The following is a 15,234-nucleotide window of genomic DNA, read 5'->3' on the forward strand; positions in this document are numbered from 1 at the left end:
GATCGGCGCGGGGAGGGGCGGCAGTCCGCCGCCCGCCCCCGTCCGCCAGTTTTCAGTTCGCGCGAGCGACGGCGCGCGCGACGAGGTCCGCGAAAACTGAACCGAGCGTGGTGCCGGCGGCTTCGACCGCCATCGGCACCGTCGACGTTTCGGTGAGACCCGGCGAGAGGTTCACTTCGAGGAAGTGGACTCCCCCGTCCGGCGTGATCACCGCGTCGGTGCGCGAGATGTCGCGCAGCCCGAGCCACCGGTGCGCGCCGACGGCGAGTTCACTGACCGCCTTCGCGGCCTCGTCGGAAATCCGGGCCGGGGTGAAGAAGTCGGTGAGCCCCGCGGTGTAGCGCGCGGTGTAGTCGTAGACGCCGCTCTCCGGCACGATCTCTACCGCGGGCAGGGCCTCGGCCCCGTTCTCCCCTTCGATGACCGTGACGGCCACTTCAACGCCGTCTACGAACCGTTCCGCGAGCACGGTGTCGCCGTAAGCGAAGCAGCCGACCATCGCCGCGGGCAGCTCCGCCGCTTCCCGGACCACCTGCGTGCCGAGCGCCGACCCGCCCTGATCCGGCTTGAGGATCAGCGGCAGACCGAGCCGCTCGACCATCGCGTCGAGCACCGACTGCGCGCCCAGTTCGCGGAAAGTGCTGTGCGGCAACACAATCCAGTCCGGCGTCGAGAACCCGGCCTGCTGCACGAACGCCTTCGCGGTCGGCTTGTCCCAGGCGCGGCGGCAGCCCTGCGAGTGGGTGCCGACGAACGGCACGTCGAGCATCTCCAGCACGGTCTGCACCGAGCCGTTCTCGCCCTCACCGCCGTGCAGGGCGACGACAACCGCGTCCGGACGCTGCGTGCGCAGCCGTTCCAGCAGCCCGGCGTCGGTGTCCCACTCCTCCACCGTGAGGCCCTCGGCCCGCAGCGCGGCGGAAAGCCTGCGCCCGGAGCGGAGCGAAACGTCGCGTTCGTGGGAAAGCCCGCCGGCGAGCACGGCAACGGTACGGTCGACCACCGTGGGAACTCCTTAGTGTTGCTGGGCCGGTCAGACCGTGTCCGGAGACGGGGTCTCGGGCCCCGGGATGGTGCGCGCCTTCACGCTACCGAAGGTGCGGTTGAGGTCCATTTCGGACTCGAGCACGGCGGCGAGCCGGCGCACGCCCTCGCGGATGCGTTCCGGCGTCGGATAGCAGTACGACAACCGCATCTGGCGGGAGCCGAAACCGTCGGCGTAGAAACCGGTGCCGGACGCGTACGCGACCCGAGCGGTGACCGCGCGCGGCAACATCGCTTTCGTGTCAACGCCTTCCGGCACGGTGACCCACACGTAAAAGCCGCCGTCGGGGTTGGTCCAGGAGCAGCCGGGCGGCAAATACTGTTGCAGCGCCGACAACATCGCGTCGCGGCGTTCGCGGTAGTTCTCCCGGAACTTCTTGATCTGGCCCTTCCAATCGTGCGTCGCGAGGTAGCGCGAGACGATCATCTGGTTGAAAGTCGGCGGGCACAGCGTCGCGGATTCCGCTGCCAGCACGAGCTTTTCGCGCACCGCGTGCGGCGCGAGCACCCAGCCGACGCGCAGCCCGGAGGCGAACGTCTTCGAGAACGAGCCGAGGTACACGACGTTGTCCGGGTCGAGCGAGCGCAGCGCCGGGTAGGTCTGGCCGTCGAAACCGAGCAGGCCGTACGGGTTGTCCTCGATGATCAGCACGCCGTGCTCGCGGCAGATCTCGACGATTTCCGGCCGCCGGTCGACCGACAGCGTCACGCCGGCCGGGTTGTGGAAATTCGGGATCGTGTAAAGGAATTTGACCCGCTGCCCGGCCTTTTCGGCCTGGCGCAAGGCTTCCCGCAACCCTTCAGGCACGAGACCGTGCTCGTCCATCGCGACGTGCACGACGTTCGCCTGGTAAGCGGAAAACGAGCCGAGCGCGCCGACGTACGACGGGCCTTCGGCGATCACGACGTCACCCGGGTCGCAGAAAAGCCGGGTCACCATGTCGAGGCCCATCTGGGAACCGACGGTGACCACGACGTCGTCGGGGTGCGCCTTGATCCCCTCGAGAGCCATGATTTCGCAGATCTGGTCACGCAGCGCGGGAATCCCGTGCGCGGACCCGTACTGCAGGGCGACGAGCCCCTCCTCGGCGATGATCTCGCCGACCTGAGCCGAGAGGGTGTCGAGCGGCAGCGCGGCGAGGTTCGGCATGCCGCCGGCGAGCGAGACGACCTCCGGCCGGCTCGCCACTGCGAAAAGCGCGCGGATCTCGGATGCGGTCATCCCGGCGGTACGTGCTGCGTACCGGTCGAGGTGCGGGTCGAGATTGTGGCGGCCGGTCTGCGGCTTGGCGGGGCGGTTCTCGGTCATCGGACACCTGAGGGCTCGGTGGGTACCTGCTGGTAGATCCATCGAGTGTAACCGCGGCCTCTTCCGGCTCCCCGCTCTTCCGGCGCTTGTCACATCGGCCTATCCTCGGGGTGGTTCTTCCGGTGCTGCCTGCGCTCTTGCGGGCGCGATGGCCGGAGTTGCGGGGTCCAGGGAGGTTTCAGGTGTCACGTCGCGTGGTGGGCGTCACCCTGGACAATCTCGAGCACCTTCCCAAGAACTGCCGGCAGTGCGTGTACTGGGAGCTCGCGCCGCACCTGAAGGCGCAGGCCGAGGAGTACGGCTCCACCGAGGTCGAGAAGGAAGCCTGGGTGTCCAGCGTGCTGCTGGAATGGGGTTCCTGCGGCCGCATCGTCTACAGCGACACGCTGCCGGTCGGGTTCGTGCTCTACGCCCCGCCGAACGCGGTGCCCCGTTCGCTCGCCTTCCCGACGTCGCCGCCGAGCGCCGACGCCGTCCTGCTCACCGCCTTCCAGGTCCTGCCGGAATTCCGCGGCGGCGGCCTCGGCCGGATGCTGGTGCAGGCCGTGGCGAAGGACCTGACCAAACGCGGCGTCCGCGCGATCGAATCCTTCGGTGACGCCACCCCTGACGACGAGGACCCGCTGGGCCAGCACTCGTGCGTGCTCCCCGCCGCGTTCCTGCAGAGCGTGGGCTTCAAAACGGTGCGCCCGCACCCGAAGTACCCGCGCCTGCGCCTGGAACTGCGCTCGGCGATCACCTGGAAGGAAGACGTCGAAGCGGCGCTCGAACGTCTGCTGGGCCAAGTGACGATCACGACCGCGGAACCGAGCCTCGGCCGCGCCTGACCGGCTTCGTGCCCCAGGCAGGTCAGCCAGAATGACCTCGCTGGCACCCACCATGAACGCCCGTCCCGGCTAGCCCGCAGTACTCCGCCACTCCCCGGCTACCCGGTCACTCTCCGTGCCCACCTTTGCGACAACTACCGCCGCTCGCCCGCTTCACTGCTCACCGCAACCCCTCATTCCCGACTGGGCTGTACGGCCGCTCGACCAGCATCGCCCGAGGTCAGCCCCGGCCTGTTCGCCGCCGCCGGGGGTGGACCTCGGACGCCCCAGGACCGAGTCCGACGAGCCCCATACCACCTCGAATCCGCACGGAAAACACCCACTCCCGGTACCTGTGCACAACTGTGGAAGAGTCCCCGAGTTATCCACAGATTGCAGATAGAGGCCGTGGAAAAGCTGTGGATGGATAGAATGGATCTGGGGACGCCCCCCGGGAAGGGTGGGGGCTGTCCCCAGGTGTGGTGGGTGTTGTGGCAGTGGGGCGCAAGTTCTTGTGGCGCCGGTTAAGCGGTGTGGGGGCTCCGGTTGTTTTAGGGCGCGGGTGCGGTTGGTTCGGGGGTGGCGGTGCTCGGGAGGGGTCGCTGAGGGGGCGGCGGCTGGTGGTGACTGTGGGTAGTGGTTGCTCGGGGTGCGGGCGGGTCAGCACGGGTAAACACGGGCTGAGAGGGCGGTGCGGCGGCGGGGCGCGCTGAGTGGGCCCTGGGGCGGTCTTCGCGGGGAAAGGCCGGGGCAGGGCGAATCAGGGTGGGCTCGGGGTAAGGCAGGGAGAACCGGAGGGGGCGAATAGCGAGAGAGGGCTATTCGGCTTTGGCCAGTTCGTGGGCCAGTACGTCGGCGAAGGTGAAGGTGCCGGTGGGCTGGTCGCCTTCGCCGAGGAGGTAGAGGCGCTTGACCGCGATGAGGATGCCCTCGGCCACGACGTCGCGGAAGGCGGGGTCGCCAAGGCGGGCGGCGTCGTCCGGGTTCGTCAGGTAGCCGATTTCCACGCGGACGGCCGGGCAGCGCGTGCGGGTGAAGATCTCCCACGTCTTGTAGTGCGTGCGGCAGTCCAGCAGGCCGGTACGGGCGGCGACCTCGCGCTGGATGAAGCCGGCCAGCAGTTCTCCGACGGTGGACGTCGTGCCGTTGCCGGTGCCGAAGTGGAAGCTCGCGACGCCCTGTGCGCGCGGCGACGGGTTGCCGTCGCTGTGCAGCGACAGGAACAGGTCCGCGCCGGCGTCGTTGGCGAAACGGGCGCGTTCGAAATCGGTCGGGCTGTGGTTCGGGCCCCGGCTGATCAGGGCCTCCATGCCGGTGGCCTGCATCCGGCCTTCGAGCCGCCGCGCCAGGTCCCAGGCGATGTCCGCCTCGCGCAGGCCGCCCGCGACGACACCGAGGTCCTCGCCGCCGTGGCCCGGGTCGATCACGATGCGCTTGCCGCGCAGCCGCGGGCCTGCCTGGCGCACCTGCTCCTGCTCGCGCAGGAAAACCGGGCGGCCGCCGCGAGCGCGCGGCGAGGACAGTCGGTGCAGTTCGCGGATGGTGGCCGGGCCGCAGATGCCGTCCGACGTCAGCCGCATGTCGCGCTGGAACGTGCGCAGGGCGCGTTCGGTCTGGGGGCCGAAGTAGCCGTCCGGGCGGCCCGCGTCGAAGCCCAGTTCGGTGAGCCGCTCCTGAAGAGTGAAAACGTCGTCGCCGTGCACCGGCGACGACAAAAGGTACTGGAGCGGGCGGCTCCCGAGGTGATAGCTCGCGCCCTTGAGCGCCTGGTACGTCGCCGGGCCCACCACCCCGTCGGTGATGAGCCCGCGGCGCTGCTGGAACGCGCGCACGGCCTGCTCCACCGCGACGTCGAACGTGTTGTACCGCTCGGTCCCCGCCACCGGCGGGAGCAGATCCATCCCGGCAAGGATCGACCTGATCTCGGCGACGTCGGGACCGGCGTCACCGCGGCGGAGTACCCGCATGCACTCCTCGCTCTTCCTCAGGCACCGAAACCGGCTCGATGCGAAACAGAAACCCGGGTAGGGGGTGTACCCAGGCACCTATTGTGCCCTGTGAACTCTCGGTAAGGACGCAGGCCCGGTCGGTGCGCCACCGGCGGGTGCGTCGCCGCGCGGCGGACACGCCGAGTGCACCTGCGCGCCCACCCCCGTGCGGGTGGTTCCCGAACGTGCGAGAACCCGGACCGGCGAGTCGATAGCCGCTGGCCCGGGTTCTCAGCAGGTGGACCGCTCAGAGCACGTCGGCGAGATCGGACAGCAGCGCGGCCTTCGGCTTCGCGCCCACGATCTGCTTCACCGGCTTGCCGCCCTGGAACAGGATCAGCGTCGGAATCGACATCACCTGGTAGTCACGCGCCGTGTTCGGGTTCTCGTCGATGTCGAGCTTCGCGACGGTGATCTTGTCGCCGTTTTCCTTCGCGATCTCCTCGAGCACCGGGGCGACCATCTTGCACGGCCCGCACCAGGTCGCCCAGAAGTCGACGAGAACGGGCTTCTCGCTGGTCAGGACGTCGTCCACGAACGACTTGTCGGTCACCTTCACGGGTTCGGACATCGCTTGCTCCTTCAACTCGGTGGGAAAGTCAGTGCTCGCCGGCGCCGTAGCCGCCGCCGACCAGTTCCGGTGCTTCGTTCGCCTCGGCCTCGCCGTGCTCCGCGAGCCATCGTTCCGCGTCGATCGCCGCGCTGCAGCCGGAACCGGCCGCGGTGATCGCCTGCCGGTAGGTGCGGTCCACGAGGTCGCCGGCGGCGAACACCCCGGGCAGGTTCGTGTACGACGTGCGGCCCTGCGTGAGCACGTAGCCGTCCTCGTCCACGTCCACCTGACCGCGCACCAGTTCGCTGCGCGGATCGTGGCCGATCGCGACGAAGAACCCGGTCACGTCGAGGGTCTTCTCCTCGCCGGACTGCGTGTCGCGCACCTTCAGGCCGGACACGGTCCCGTCGCCTTCGACGCCGGTGATCTGCGAGTTCAGCTGCCACTTGATCTTGTCGTTCGCGCGAGCGCGTTCGAGCATGATCTTCGACGCCCGGAACTCGTCGCGGCGGTGCACGATCGTGACGGACTTGGCGAACTTCGTCAGGAAGGTCGCCTCCTCCATCGCCGAGTCGCCGCCGCCGGCCACCGCGATGTCGTGGTCGCGGAAGAAGAAACCGTCACAGGTCGCACAGGCGGACACGCCGCGGCCGAGCAGCTCCTGCTCGCCCGGCACCTTCAGGTACCGCGCGGCGGCGCCCATGGCCAGCACGACGGCGCGGGCGGCGTAGCGCTTGCCGTTCGCGACGACGTACTTCACGTCGCCGGTCAGCTCAAGCGACTCGACGTCCTCCGCGCGCAGCTCCGCGCCGAACCGTTCGGCCTGCTTGCGCATCTCCTCCATCAGGTCCGGACCCTGGATCCCGTCGCGGAAGCCCGGGAAGTTCTCGACCTCGGTGGTCGTCATCAGCGCGCCGCCGAACTGCGTGCCCTCGAACACCAGCGGTTCGAGCTGTGCGCGCGCCGCGTAGACCGCTGCGGTGTAACCGGCAGGACCCGACCCGACGACGATCAGGTTCCTGATTTCCTCGGCAGCCACCCGTCAACCCTCCGCTCGTCATGACCTGTGCTCCAGGCTCAACACGATCGTAGGTGGAGGTGTTCCCGGCGGTGACGCCCGCTACGTCCTGCCCGCTACTTCTTGCCGACCACCTTGTCGAACAGCTTGTCCGCGTTCCCCGGCCCGCAGTCCGCGCCGAACGCGACCAGCCGGAACTGCGCGAGCTTGCCGGTGGTGTAAATCGCCACCACGCCCGGCTTGCCCTCGACGGTCACCGGCCGCACGCCCTCCGGCCGCACCGCCGGGTCCATGCCGGCCGCCGCGACGCACGCGTCGAAGCGTTTCGAGTCCTGCAGCGGACCGTAGTTCCGCACGCCGAGACCGCCGCCCAGCAGCGCTTCCGCACCGCTGCCGTCGCTGCCGACGGACGGGCCGCTTGCCGAAGACGGCGCGGGCGCGGCGACACCGGACGTATTGGTCTTGGTCGCACCGGGAACGGTCAGCGTGATCGCTACCGCGGCGGCCGCGGCGGCGGTCAGGATCCCGGCGCCCCAGCCGAGCTGCCGGTTCCGCCGTTTCCGCGCCGCCGACAGGTCCACCACCGGCGCGACCGCCTGTTCAGCGGGCTCCGGTGCGGCCGCCGGAAACGTCGCCTCCTGCCGGGCCGCCGACTCCGCGGCGAGCGCGGCGTCGAGCCTTGCCGCGAACTCGGCGGGCATCGGCGGCGCCGGTTCCGCGGCGAGCGCGGACAGGTCGGCGGTGGTCGCCTCCAGGGCCTCGATGATCGCGCGCGCCTCCGGATCCGCGTTCACCCGCGGCCACAGCTGCGCTGCCTCCTGGTCGTCGAGGACCCCGGCGTGGAGGTCGGCGAGCAGGTCGACAGACCAGGGCGGCCCGATGGTTCCGCCTGCCCCCCGGCTCTCGTCCGTCATCGTCCCTCCCCGTTCCCCGGCGAGCGCTGGGCTCGCCCGGCACTCCGGGACCCCTCCGAAGTGGCGTGCTTGCGTTTGCTTTCGTTAGTTGGGACGTCGCCACCCCCGTCCGGGTTCCGCAGATGCCCGAGAACCTTCGCGAGTTTTCCCCGCCCGCGCGCGCACCGGCTCTTGACCGTGCCCTCGGCGATGCCGAGCATCTTCGCCGTCTCGGCCACCGAATAGCCCTCGACGTCGACGAGCAGGATCGGCGCGCGCTGGTCTTCGGGCAGCTCGTCGAGCGCTTTGCGGACCAGCAGGCTGGTCTCCTTCTCGGCCATCGAGTCGCCGGGCGCGGCCGGTTCGTTGTACTCGCCGGTCTCGGGCAGCGGCACGGTCGGCCGGGCCTGCTTCCGCCGGATCCGGTCGAGGCACGCATTCACCACGATCCGGTGCAGCCAGGTCGTGACCTGCGACTCCGCGCGGAACTTGCCCGCCGCGCGGAAGGCCGAGATGAACGCCTCCTGCAGCGCGTCCGCCGCCTCTTCCGGATCGCGCAGCGTGCGCAGCGCTACCGCCCACATGCGGTCTCGATGCCGCCGGACCAGTTCACTGAACGCATGCGGATCGCCCGCGGCGTGCGCCGCGATCAGATCCGCATCCGTGGGAGCTGCAGCCGTCACCCGGCAGAGCCTACTGAGTCGTGCTCGCAGCTCACGCCGCAGGCAGGAAGCTCAGCTCTCCGATCTGGCTCAGGAAGCCGTCGCCGCCGTTGTCGCCCAGCTGGGTGATCCAGACGATGAAGTACTGGCTTTGCGTCGGCTGCTGCAGGGTGATCGTGGTGTCCGGCCCGTTCAGGTCGCCGCTTCCGACCACCTTCGTGTCGTCGAGCTGCGGATTCTTGCTGTCCGCCGACCGGATCTCGACCTTCGTGCCCGGGCTGTCCGCGCTAATCTTCACCTGCGCGAGGTTCACCGGGTTGTCGAACGAGACCGCGATGCCGACGCCGGGCTTCAGCGCGGGCAGCTGCTGCTGGTACTGGTCGGTCTTCCAGACCGTGCCCGGGTCGCCGTCGATCGTGTTCTTCGCCCGGCCCGCGTTGTCGCCGGAGCCCTGCGGGTTGTAGAGCGTCGCCGACTTCGGGGCCACCGGGTCGCCGATCTTCGGCGCCGCGGGCGGCTGGTTGCCCGGCGGTGGCGCCGGGTTGCCCGGTTTCGCCGGAGCACTGCTCGGCGGGGCCGCGACGTTGATCGTGGGACCGGTCGGCTTGCCGTCGCCCTGGAACAGGTTGATCAGCATCAGCCCGCCCCACGCGAGGATGACCACGGTCGCGACCACCAGCACGGTGACGCCGAAGGCCAGCTTCCGCCGCCGCGCGACGTCCTTCACCGGCTTCTTCGTGGTCCAGATCGTGCCGTCGGTCTCCGCCGCCGGGTCGTCCTTGCCGACCGCGTTGATCAGCTGGGTGCGTTCCTCCTGCTCGGCGACCTGGCCGAGCACGCGCAGAATGGCCGAGCTGGTGCGGATCCCGCCGCTGCCGCCGTCCTCGATCGTGCGCACGGCCAGCGAGGACAGCTCCGGCGGCACCGCCGGCACCAGCGACCGCGGCGGCACCACGTGCCCCTGCGGCGTGAGCGGGGCCGCGGGGATCGCGGGCGGTCCGCCCGGCAGCGCCCAGCGTCCGGTGAGCAGCAGATACAGCACCGCGCCGAGCGCCTTGACGTCGTCGCGGAGAGTCGCTTCCGGCAATGGGCCGGGGAAGGCGAGCTTGAGCGCGCCGCCCGGCGTGAGCCGCAGCCGCTGCGGGTGGTCGAGGCCGAGGACGAGACCGTTCTGGTGGGCGTGGTCGACCGCTTCGGCGAGCGCCTGCACCATCCGCGCGGCCGCGGCGGGGGCCACCGGGCGCTGCGCGACCAGGTCCACCAGGTCGCTGCCCTTGGTCCACTCCGCCACCACGACGCCGAGCAGTCCCTCGCTGGAGGTGACGCCGCTGCCGAGGCTGAGCACGTCCAGCACCCGCGCGACGCCGCCGTGCCCGAACTTAGACGCGTGCGCGGCCCGTTCCAGGGTGCGCCTCGCCTGCCGCGCCGCCTCCGGATCGGCCGGATCGCCGACCAGCAGCGTCAGTGCGACGTCTCGTTTGAGCTGCCCGTCCCGCGCGCGCCAGAGGTGCGCGGCGGCCCGCTCGTCTACCCCGAACTGGGCAAGCAGGCGATACCGGCCGTCCCCTACGACGCGTCCGGGCGCGAGCGATCCGCCCCGGGCGCGAATGCCCGCGGCGTCCCCCGCCTGCTCGCTTCGTCTCGTGTCCACGCTCTCTCCCGCTTCGCTCCCGGCACCGAGGGTACCCGGATCATCAGCCGTAGAAGCGTCGTGAGTCGTGAATCAATCGTTACCCGCGCTTGATCAATCGGGTGAATCTCGATGTTACGGGCTTCAGCTCCTCGACCTTCAGCGCCATGAGCACCCCGAACGAGACCACGATCCCGACGAGTCCCTGCAGGACGAGCTTGATCCAGGCGTGCAGAACCGGGCCGAGGGACGAGGGCACGATCAGCCCGACGACCCACGCCGCGCCGACCCCGAGGACGCTCGCCACGACCGTGAACAGGATCACCCCGATCACCCGCTTGCTGCGCAGGTTGCCGAGCGTCACCCACAGCCACACCTGGCCGAGCATCGCGCCGATCACGTAGGTCAGCGCGTTCACCATCATCACGCCGAGCACGACGTTCTCCGGGTTCAACAGCACCGGGCACAGGAACAGCAGCGGCACCTTGACCACGGTCATCACGATCATGATCAACGTCGGCGTGCGGGCGTCCTTCATCGCGTAGAACACCCGCATCTGGAGCATCACCAGCGCGTACGGCAGCAGCGCGAACGCCGTGATCGCCAGCGCCTGGCCCATCCGCTCGGCGCCCTCCAGCGAGCCCTTGCCCAGCGCGAACAGCGCGACACCCATCGACGAGCCGACGATCGTCATCACCGCGGAGATCGGGACGAGGGTCACCGTCGAGATCCGCGAGGCATACGACAGGTCGCTGACCAGCTTCTTCGTGTCGCCGTCGGCGGCGGCACGGCTCATTCGCGGCATGATCGCGGTCAGCAGCGAGACGCCGAGCACGCCGTAGGGCAGCTGGAACAGCAGCCACGCGTAGTTGTAGGCGGTGACGCCGCCCGAGGTGCCCTTGGTGAGCACGCGGGTGGTGATCGTGAGGCCGACCTGGCTGACCGCGACGTAGCCGACGACCCACAGGGCCAGCCCGCCGAACTCCTTCATCCGGCTGTCCAGGCCCCAGCGCCAGCGCGGGCGGAAGCCCGACCGCAGCAGCGGCGGGATCAGCATGAGCGCCTGCGCGGCGATGCCGCCGGTGACGCCGAGACCGAGCGTGAGCACCTTCGGATCGGTGAGCGACGGATTGCCGGTGTCGATCGAACCGGGCATCAACCACACCACGAGGATCGTGAAGATGACCACCAGGTTGTTGATCACCGGGGCCCACGCGGTCGGACCGAACACGTGCTTCGCGTTCAGCATCGCCGAGACCAGCGCGAACACGCCGTAGAAGAAGATCTCCGGCAGCAGCAGGTAGGCGAACGCGGTGGTCAGGCCCGCGCTCGCGTTGCCGGATGAATCGATGTACAGCGACGTGAACGCCGGCGCCGCGATCACCGCGATCACGGTGCCGATGAACAGCACGGTGACGCCGGTGGTCAGCAGCCGTTGCGCGTAGGCCTGGCCGTGGTCGGGGTCGTCTTGCGAACGCACCAGCAGCGGCACCACCACGCTGGTGAGCACGCCGCCGAGCAGCAGCTCGAAGATGATGTTCGGCATCGTGTTCGCGACGTTGAACGAGTCGGTCGCGATCCCGTTGCCGATCGCCGCGACGAGCAGCACCTTCCACAGGAACCCGGTGATCCGGCTGATCAGCGACGCGATCGCCATCCGGCCGGATTCCTTCGCGACCGAAGGACCCTCGTCCTTCGGCTGTTCGGGTGCCTCGGCCGGACGCGCGAGCGGCGCGTCCTTGATCCGCGGCATGACCTGGGTGGCCAGCGCGTCGTACGGGCGCAGCACGTCCGGGTCGGCGGTCGGCCAGCGCGAGGGGGCCGCCAGCGGAACGCCCGCGGTGCGCGGGATGAATCGGGTGGCGTCCGGGTCCCGCATCGCCTCTTCCTGCCACGGCCGGATCGGCGTGCCGGGACGCGGGCCGCGGCCGCGGTGCACCGGCGGCTGCGGGCCCGGCACGTTCGCGGGCGGCGGGGTCGGCTGCGGGAGCTGGCCGCGGTTCGGCGGCTGGTTCGGCGGGATCGGCTGCGGACCCGACGGCGGGAGCTGCTGCGGGCCGGACGGCGGCCCGGACTGCCTCGGCGGGGGCGGCCTGCGCACCGGCGGCATGGCGGCCCTGGTCGGGGCCGGACGCTGGCCGTTCGGCGGCGGCGGCGGGACCCGGCGCGGCGCGCGGTCCCGGGGGTCACGGGGTTCCCGAGGTTCGCGGGGTTCACGGGGGTCGCCGCGGCGCGGGTCGATCCGGCGCGGCTGGACCCGGTCGGAGGGCGCCCGGTCGGCGGGCGGACGTTCGTCGGGCAACGGCATCCGGCGGGTGCCGTTGGGCGGCGGCTGCCTGCGGTCGGCGGGCGGCGGCGGAGGGGGCGGCTGGCGACGGGCGTCCCGCACCGCGCGGCGAGGCTGGTCGCTCCGCCTCGGCGCCGCGCCGTCCCGCCGAGGACGACCCGCACGCTCGGGTGGTTGACCCGGCTCTTTGTCCAACGCGTGCCCAATCCTCGGCGGTCCCCTTGCCCCTGCCATTGTGGCAGCGCGGACTCAGGGTAATCGGGAACGGGCGCGAGCACCCGGCCCCTTGGCCTGTCAGGGCGTGCCGCCGCGGCTTTCCTTGATCCGCCGGTAGATCCGCCGGGACGCCAGCAGAAGCAGCGCGCAACCAGCGACGACGGTGACGATGATGGTGATCGGGCCGTATTCGGTCGAGGTCAGCTCGAACCGCGCGGTCGCGCCGAGATCCGTGCCCGATGGGGTGGTCAAGGACACATCGACCGACAGGCGGCCGGCCCGCAGCGCCTCGATCTGCACGTACTTGGTCTGCCCGCCCTTCGCCGGGAAAAGCAGGTTCTTGCCCGCTTGTTCCGGCCGGACGCCCATGTTGTTCCGCAGCACGATCTGCGCGGTGACGCCGACCGGCAGGTCGTTGTGCACGTACACCGGCAGCGGCGAGGACCCGGACGCGAGCGCAAACGTTTGCTTCGGCTGTTCGACGGTCACCTGGTCGCGGATCGCGGCGAGCTCCGCGGTGGCGTTCGCCGAGGCGGACGCCACCGCCGACGGGCCGAACGCGGTCGAGCTGCCGCGGACCAGCGCGTCGCGCACCGGACCGACGACGGCCTTCGGTTCGACCTGGTTCCGCTGGTCGACCTGCATCGCCGACACCAGGCCGGTGGCGTCCTGGTCGAGGCCGGACAGCTGGCCGGCGACCGCCGCGCCGCCGTCCGAACGGGTGTCCGCGGCCAGCGAAGCGCTGCCTTCCGGCGCGGTGCCGAGCAGGTCGTCGAGCGTCGAACCGGCCGTCACGCCCGCGGTGGTGAGCTTGCCGAGCCCGGACAGGAAGGCGTTCAGTTCGTCGGTGGTGGCGTCCCAACGCCGCGGCGGCGCGATGAGCAGCGGCCCGCCGGTGGTTCCTTCGGTGCGGCCGAGCCCGGCTTCGAACGCGACCGCGGCGAGACCGTTCTGCGTGGAGACCGCGCGCTGCGACGCTCCGCTGTAGGTGGTCGGCGCCTGCGGGCTCGGCGTGAATCCGGTGAGACCGGCGGTGGCCATCGAGTTGGTCGGCTGCGCGCGCAGGCCGTCGGACAGGGTCGCCGCGCCGGTGACCGTCTCGTCGTCACCGCCCGCCCGCAGCTTGCCGCTGTCGGTGAGCACGGTCTGGAAGCCGCCCGACGAAATCGCCGACAGCGCCTTGTCGTCCGGCGTCCCGCCCGGCCACAGCACGCCGCTCTTCGACTCGACGCCGAGCACCTGGCGGATCGTCGCGGTGCCGTTCAGCGCCGTGGTCATGAGGCCGGCGTCGGGGTTGCCGTCGGCGCCGCGGATCTTGCCCAGCGTGGTGAGGTCGGCGTCGGCGAACGGCAGCGGGATCACGCACCGGCCGGTGACCAGCGCACGCAGCGCCGCCAGCCAGTTCGACGCGGCGTCCGCGCCCTTGCCCGTCGCCCCGCCGCTGACCCGGTAGCCGTTCTTCATCGCGTCCACGGTGCGCAACAGGTCCGGATCGAGCGCGAAGCAGAGCGAGCCGCCGATCTTCGGATTCGTCTCCTGCGCCGCTCGCGCCGCCGAGACCAGCGAATACAGCCGTCCGCCGGGGCTCAGCTGGTCGGCGAGCGAATCGTCGGTCAGCGTCATCGGCACGCCGAACGGGGCGGACTGGACGTGCGGGGTGCTGTCGGTGATCGGCCACAGCACGGCCAGTTTCGAATGCCGCTGCGTCGACTGGTTGTTCGCGTGACCCGGCGTCGACAGCACCGGCATGAGCAAGCTCACCGCGGCGAGCCGGGCCGGGCCGCCGTACTCCGGGGTGCCGTTCACGTTCACCAGCAGCGGGTACACGCCCGGCCGGAGGCCAGCGCCGCGCGGCCCGGTGAGCGGCACGGTGATGTTCAGCCGGGCGCTCTGACCGGGCTCCAGGTCCTCGGCGAGCGTGGTGAACTCGGTCAGCGGGGTGTCCTGCACCGGGGTCCCGGCGAGCACCGAGTCCATCGCGCGCGGGCTGGCGAGGCGTTCGCCGATCTGCAGCCGGGCCATCGGCTTGACGATCCGGCGCGATCCGGTGTTGGTGACCGTCCCGGCCACCGTGATCGCCTGGTCCGCGCTGGAAATCACGCGCGGGGTCAGCTGGCCGAGGTCGAGCCGCAGCCGCGCCGGTTCCGGAGACGGATTCTCCTGCGCGCCCGCCGGCGCACCGAACAACGCGGTGGCGGCGACGATCAGCAAAGACAGCAAGAAGGCGGCGGGCCGCTTCACTCGGGTGCTCCCTCTCAGCCGCGCTCGTCGGGCGCGAAAAGTTCTGCTGCCCCGCGAACCAGCTTGCGCTCGTCCGCGTAGGCGAGGGTGGTCTCCAGCTCGGCCAGCGGAACCCAGGCGACCTCGGTCACCTCGACGTCCTCGTCCGACAGTTCGCCACCGGTGGCTTCGAGCAGGAAATGGTGCACGGTCTTGTGCACCCGGCGCTGCTGCGCGACGAACCAGTAATCGATGGCGCCAAGCGGGTGCAGGACGCGCGCGGAGATGCCGGTTTCCTCCTTCACCTCGCGCACCGCGGTCTGCTCCACCGTCTCCCCGTCCTCGATGTGGCCCTTCGGCAGCGACCACAGCAGTCTGCCGTGTCGGTCGAGCCGCCCGATCAGCACCGCGTGTTCGCGCTCCGGGTCGACGACCAGTCCGCCCGCCGAGGTCTCGTCGACCGTGGTCAGCCGCCTGCCGCGGTGGCGCCGTCGCCGCCGGCGCGGCGTCGGCGGCCCGGCGCGACCGGCGGATCCAGACATGCTGCGATGCTAGAGCAAACGGTCGCCCGGGTACTCTGGCTCTCCGTGTCCGTGTCCGGCGGCGTC

Annotated in this window: 12 protein-coding genes; 1 reads left to right on the forward strand and 11 read right to left on the reverse strand. The window is 70.7% G+C overall.

The window, feature by feature from the left end; all coding sequences use genetic code 11:
* Positions 1 to 52 precede the first annotated feature (52 nt).
* The gene (locus PUT80_RS16390; protein ID WP_009085339.1) at positions 53 to 1,003 is read right to left on the reverse strand and encodes a D-alanine--D-alanine ligase; all 951 of its coding nucleotides are present in this window, start codon (positions 1,001 to 1,003) and stop codon (positions 53 to 55) included.
* A gap of 30 nt (positions 1,004 to 1,033) precedes the next feature.
* Positions 1,034 to 2,353 carry a PLP-dependent aminotransferase family protein gene (locus PUT80_RS16395; protein WP_043831398.1) on the reverse strand — a complete coding sequence of 440 codons (1,320 nt, stop codon included), beginning with the start codon at positions 2,351 to 2,353 and terminating at the stop codon, positions 1,034 to 1,036.
* A 182-nt stretch (positions 2,354 to 2,535) separates the two neighbouring features.
* Between PUT80_RS16395 and PUT80_RS16400 the strand changes: the two genes are divergently transcribed.
* Positions 2,536 to 3,180, forward strand: a complete 645-nt coding sequence (locus PUT80_RS16400; RefSeq protein ID WP_106961273.1) for a GNAT family N-acetyltransferase — start codon at positions 2,536 to 2,538, stop codon at positions 3,178 to 3,180.
* Between the two features lie 797 nt (positions 3,181 to 3,977).
* Here the strand turns inward: PUT80_RS16400 and PUT80_RS16405 are convergent.
* From PUT80_RS16405 to PUT80_RS16445, 9 genes are all read right to left on the reverse strand, one after another.
* Positions 3,978 to 5,126: an N-acetylmuramoyl-L-alanine amidase gene (locus PUT80_RS16405; RefSeq protein ID WP_037809125.1), complete on the reverse strand. Its 1,149-nt coding sequence runs from the start codon at positions 5,124 to 5,126 to the stop codon at positions 3,978 to 3,980.
* A 268-nt stretch (positions 5,127 to 5,394) separates the two neighbouring features.
* Positions 5,395 to 5,718 carry a thioredoxin gene (gene trxA, locus PUT80_RS16410; protein WP_009085330.1) on the reverse strand — a complete coding sequence of 108 codons (324 nt, stop codon included), beginning with the start codon at positions 5,716 to 5,718 and terminating at the stop codon, positions 5,395 to 5,397.
* A 28-nt stretch (positions 5,719 to 5,746) separates the two neighbouring features.
* Positions 5,747 to 6,739 carry a thioredoxin-disulfide reductase gene (gene trxB, locus PUT80_RS16415; protein ID WP_037809124.1) on the reverse strand — a complete coding sequence of 331 codons (993 nt, stop codon included), beginning with the start codon at positions 6,737 to 6,739 and terminating at the stop codon, positions 5,747 to 5,749.
* A 95-nt stretch (positions 6,740 to 6,834) separates the two neighbouring features.
* Positions 6,835 to 7,632, reverse strand: coding sequence for a hypothetical protein (locus PUT80_RS16420; RefSeq protein WP_134728051.1), 798 nt, complete (start codon positions 7,630 to 7,632; stop codon positions 6,835 to 6,837).
* Complete coding sequence (gene sigM, locus PUT80_RS16425) at positions 7,629 to 8,294, reverse strand: RNA polymerase sigma factor SigM (protein WP_043831404.1); 666 nt, start codon at positions 8,292 to 8,294, stop codon at positions 7,629 to 7,631. The genes PUT80_RS16420 and sigM overlap by 4 nt, the downstream gene beginning before the upstream one ends.
* 31 nt (positions 8,295 to 8,325) lie before the next feature.
* The gene (locus tag PUT80_RS16430) at positions 8,326 to 9,924 is read right to left on the reverse strand and encodes a protein kinase family protein (RefSeq protein WP_037809120.1); all 1,599 of its coding nucleotides are present in this window, start codon (positions 9,922 to 9,924) and stop codon (positions 8,326 to 8,328) included.
* Positions 9,925 to 10,003: 79 nt separating this feature from the next.
* On the reverse strand, positions 10,004 to 11,782 hold the full coding sequence (gene murJ, locus PUT80_RS16435; protein ID WP_235146700.1) for a murein biosynthesis integral membrane protein MurJ: 1,779 nt from the start codon (positions 11,780 to 11,782) through the stop codon (positions 10,004 to 10,006).
* A 702-nt stretch (positions 11,783 to 12,484) separates the two neighbouring features.
* Positions 12,485 to 14,647: a DUF6049 family protein gene (locus PUT80_RS16440; RefSeq protein ID WP_275292642.1), complete on the reverse strand. Its 2,163-nt coding sequence runs from the start codon at positions 14,645 to 14,647 to the stop codon at positions 12,485 to 12,487.
* A gap of 14 nt (positions 14,648 to 14,661) precedes the next feature.
* A complete protein-coding gene (locus PUT80_RS16445) occupies positions 14,662 to 15,168 on the reverse strand; it encodes an NUDIX hydrolase (RefSeq protein ID WP_037809118.1) in 507 nt (168 codons plus the stop codon).
* Between the last annotated feature and the right edge of the window lie 66 nt (positions 15,169 to 15,234).

The sequence above is a fragment of the Amycolatopsis sp. La24 genome, assembly GCF_029087445.1.
GTDB lineage: Bacteria > Actinomycetota > Actinomycetes > Mycobacteriales > Pseudonocardiaceae > Amycolatopsis > Amycolatopsis nivea.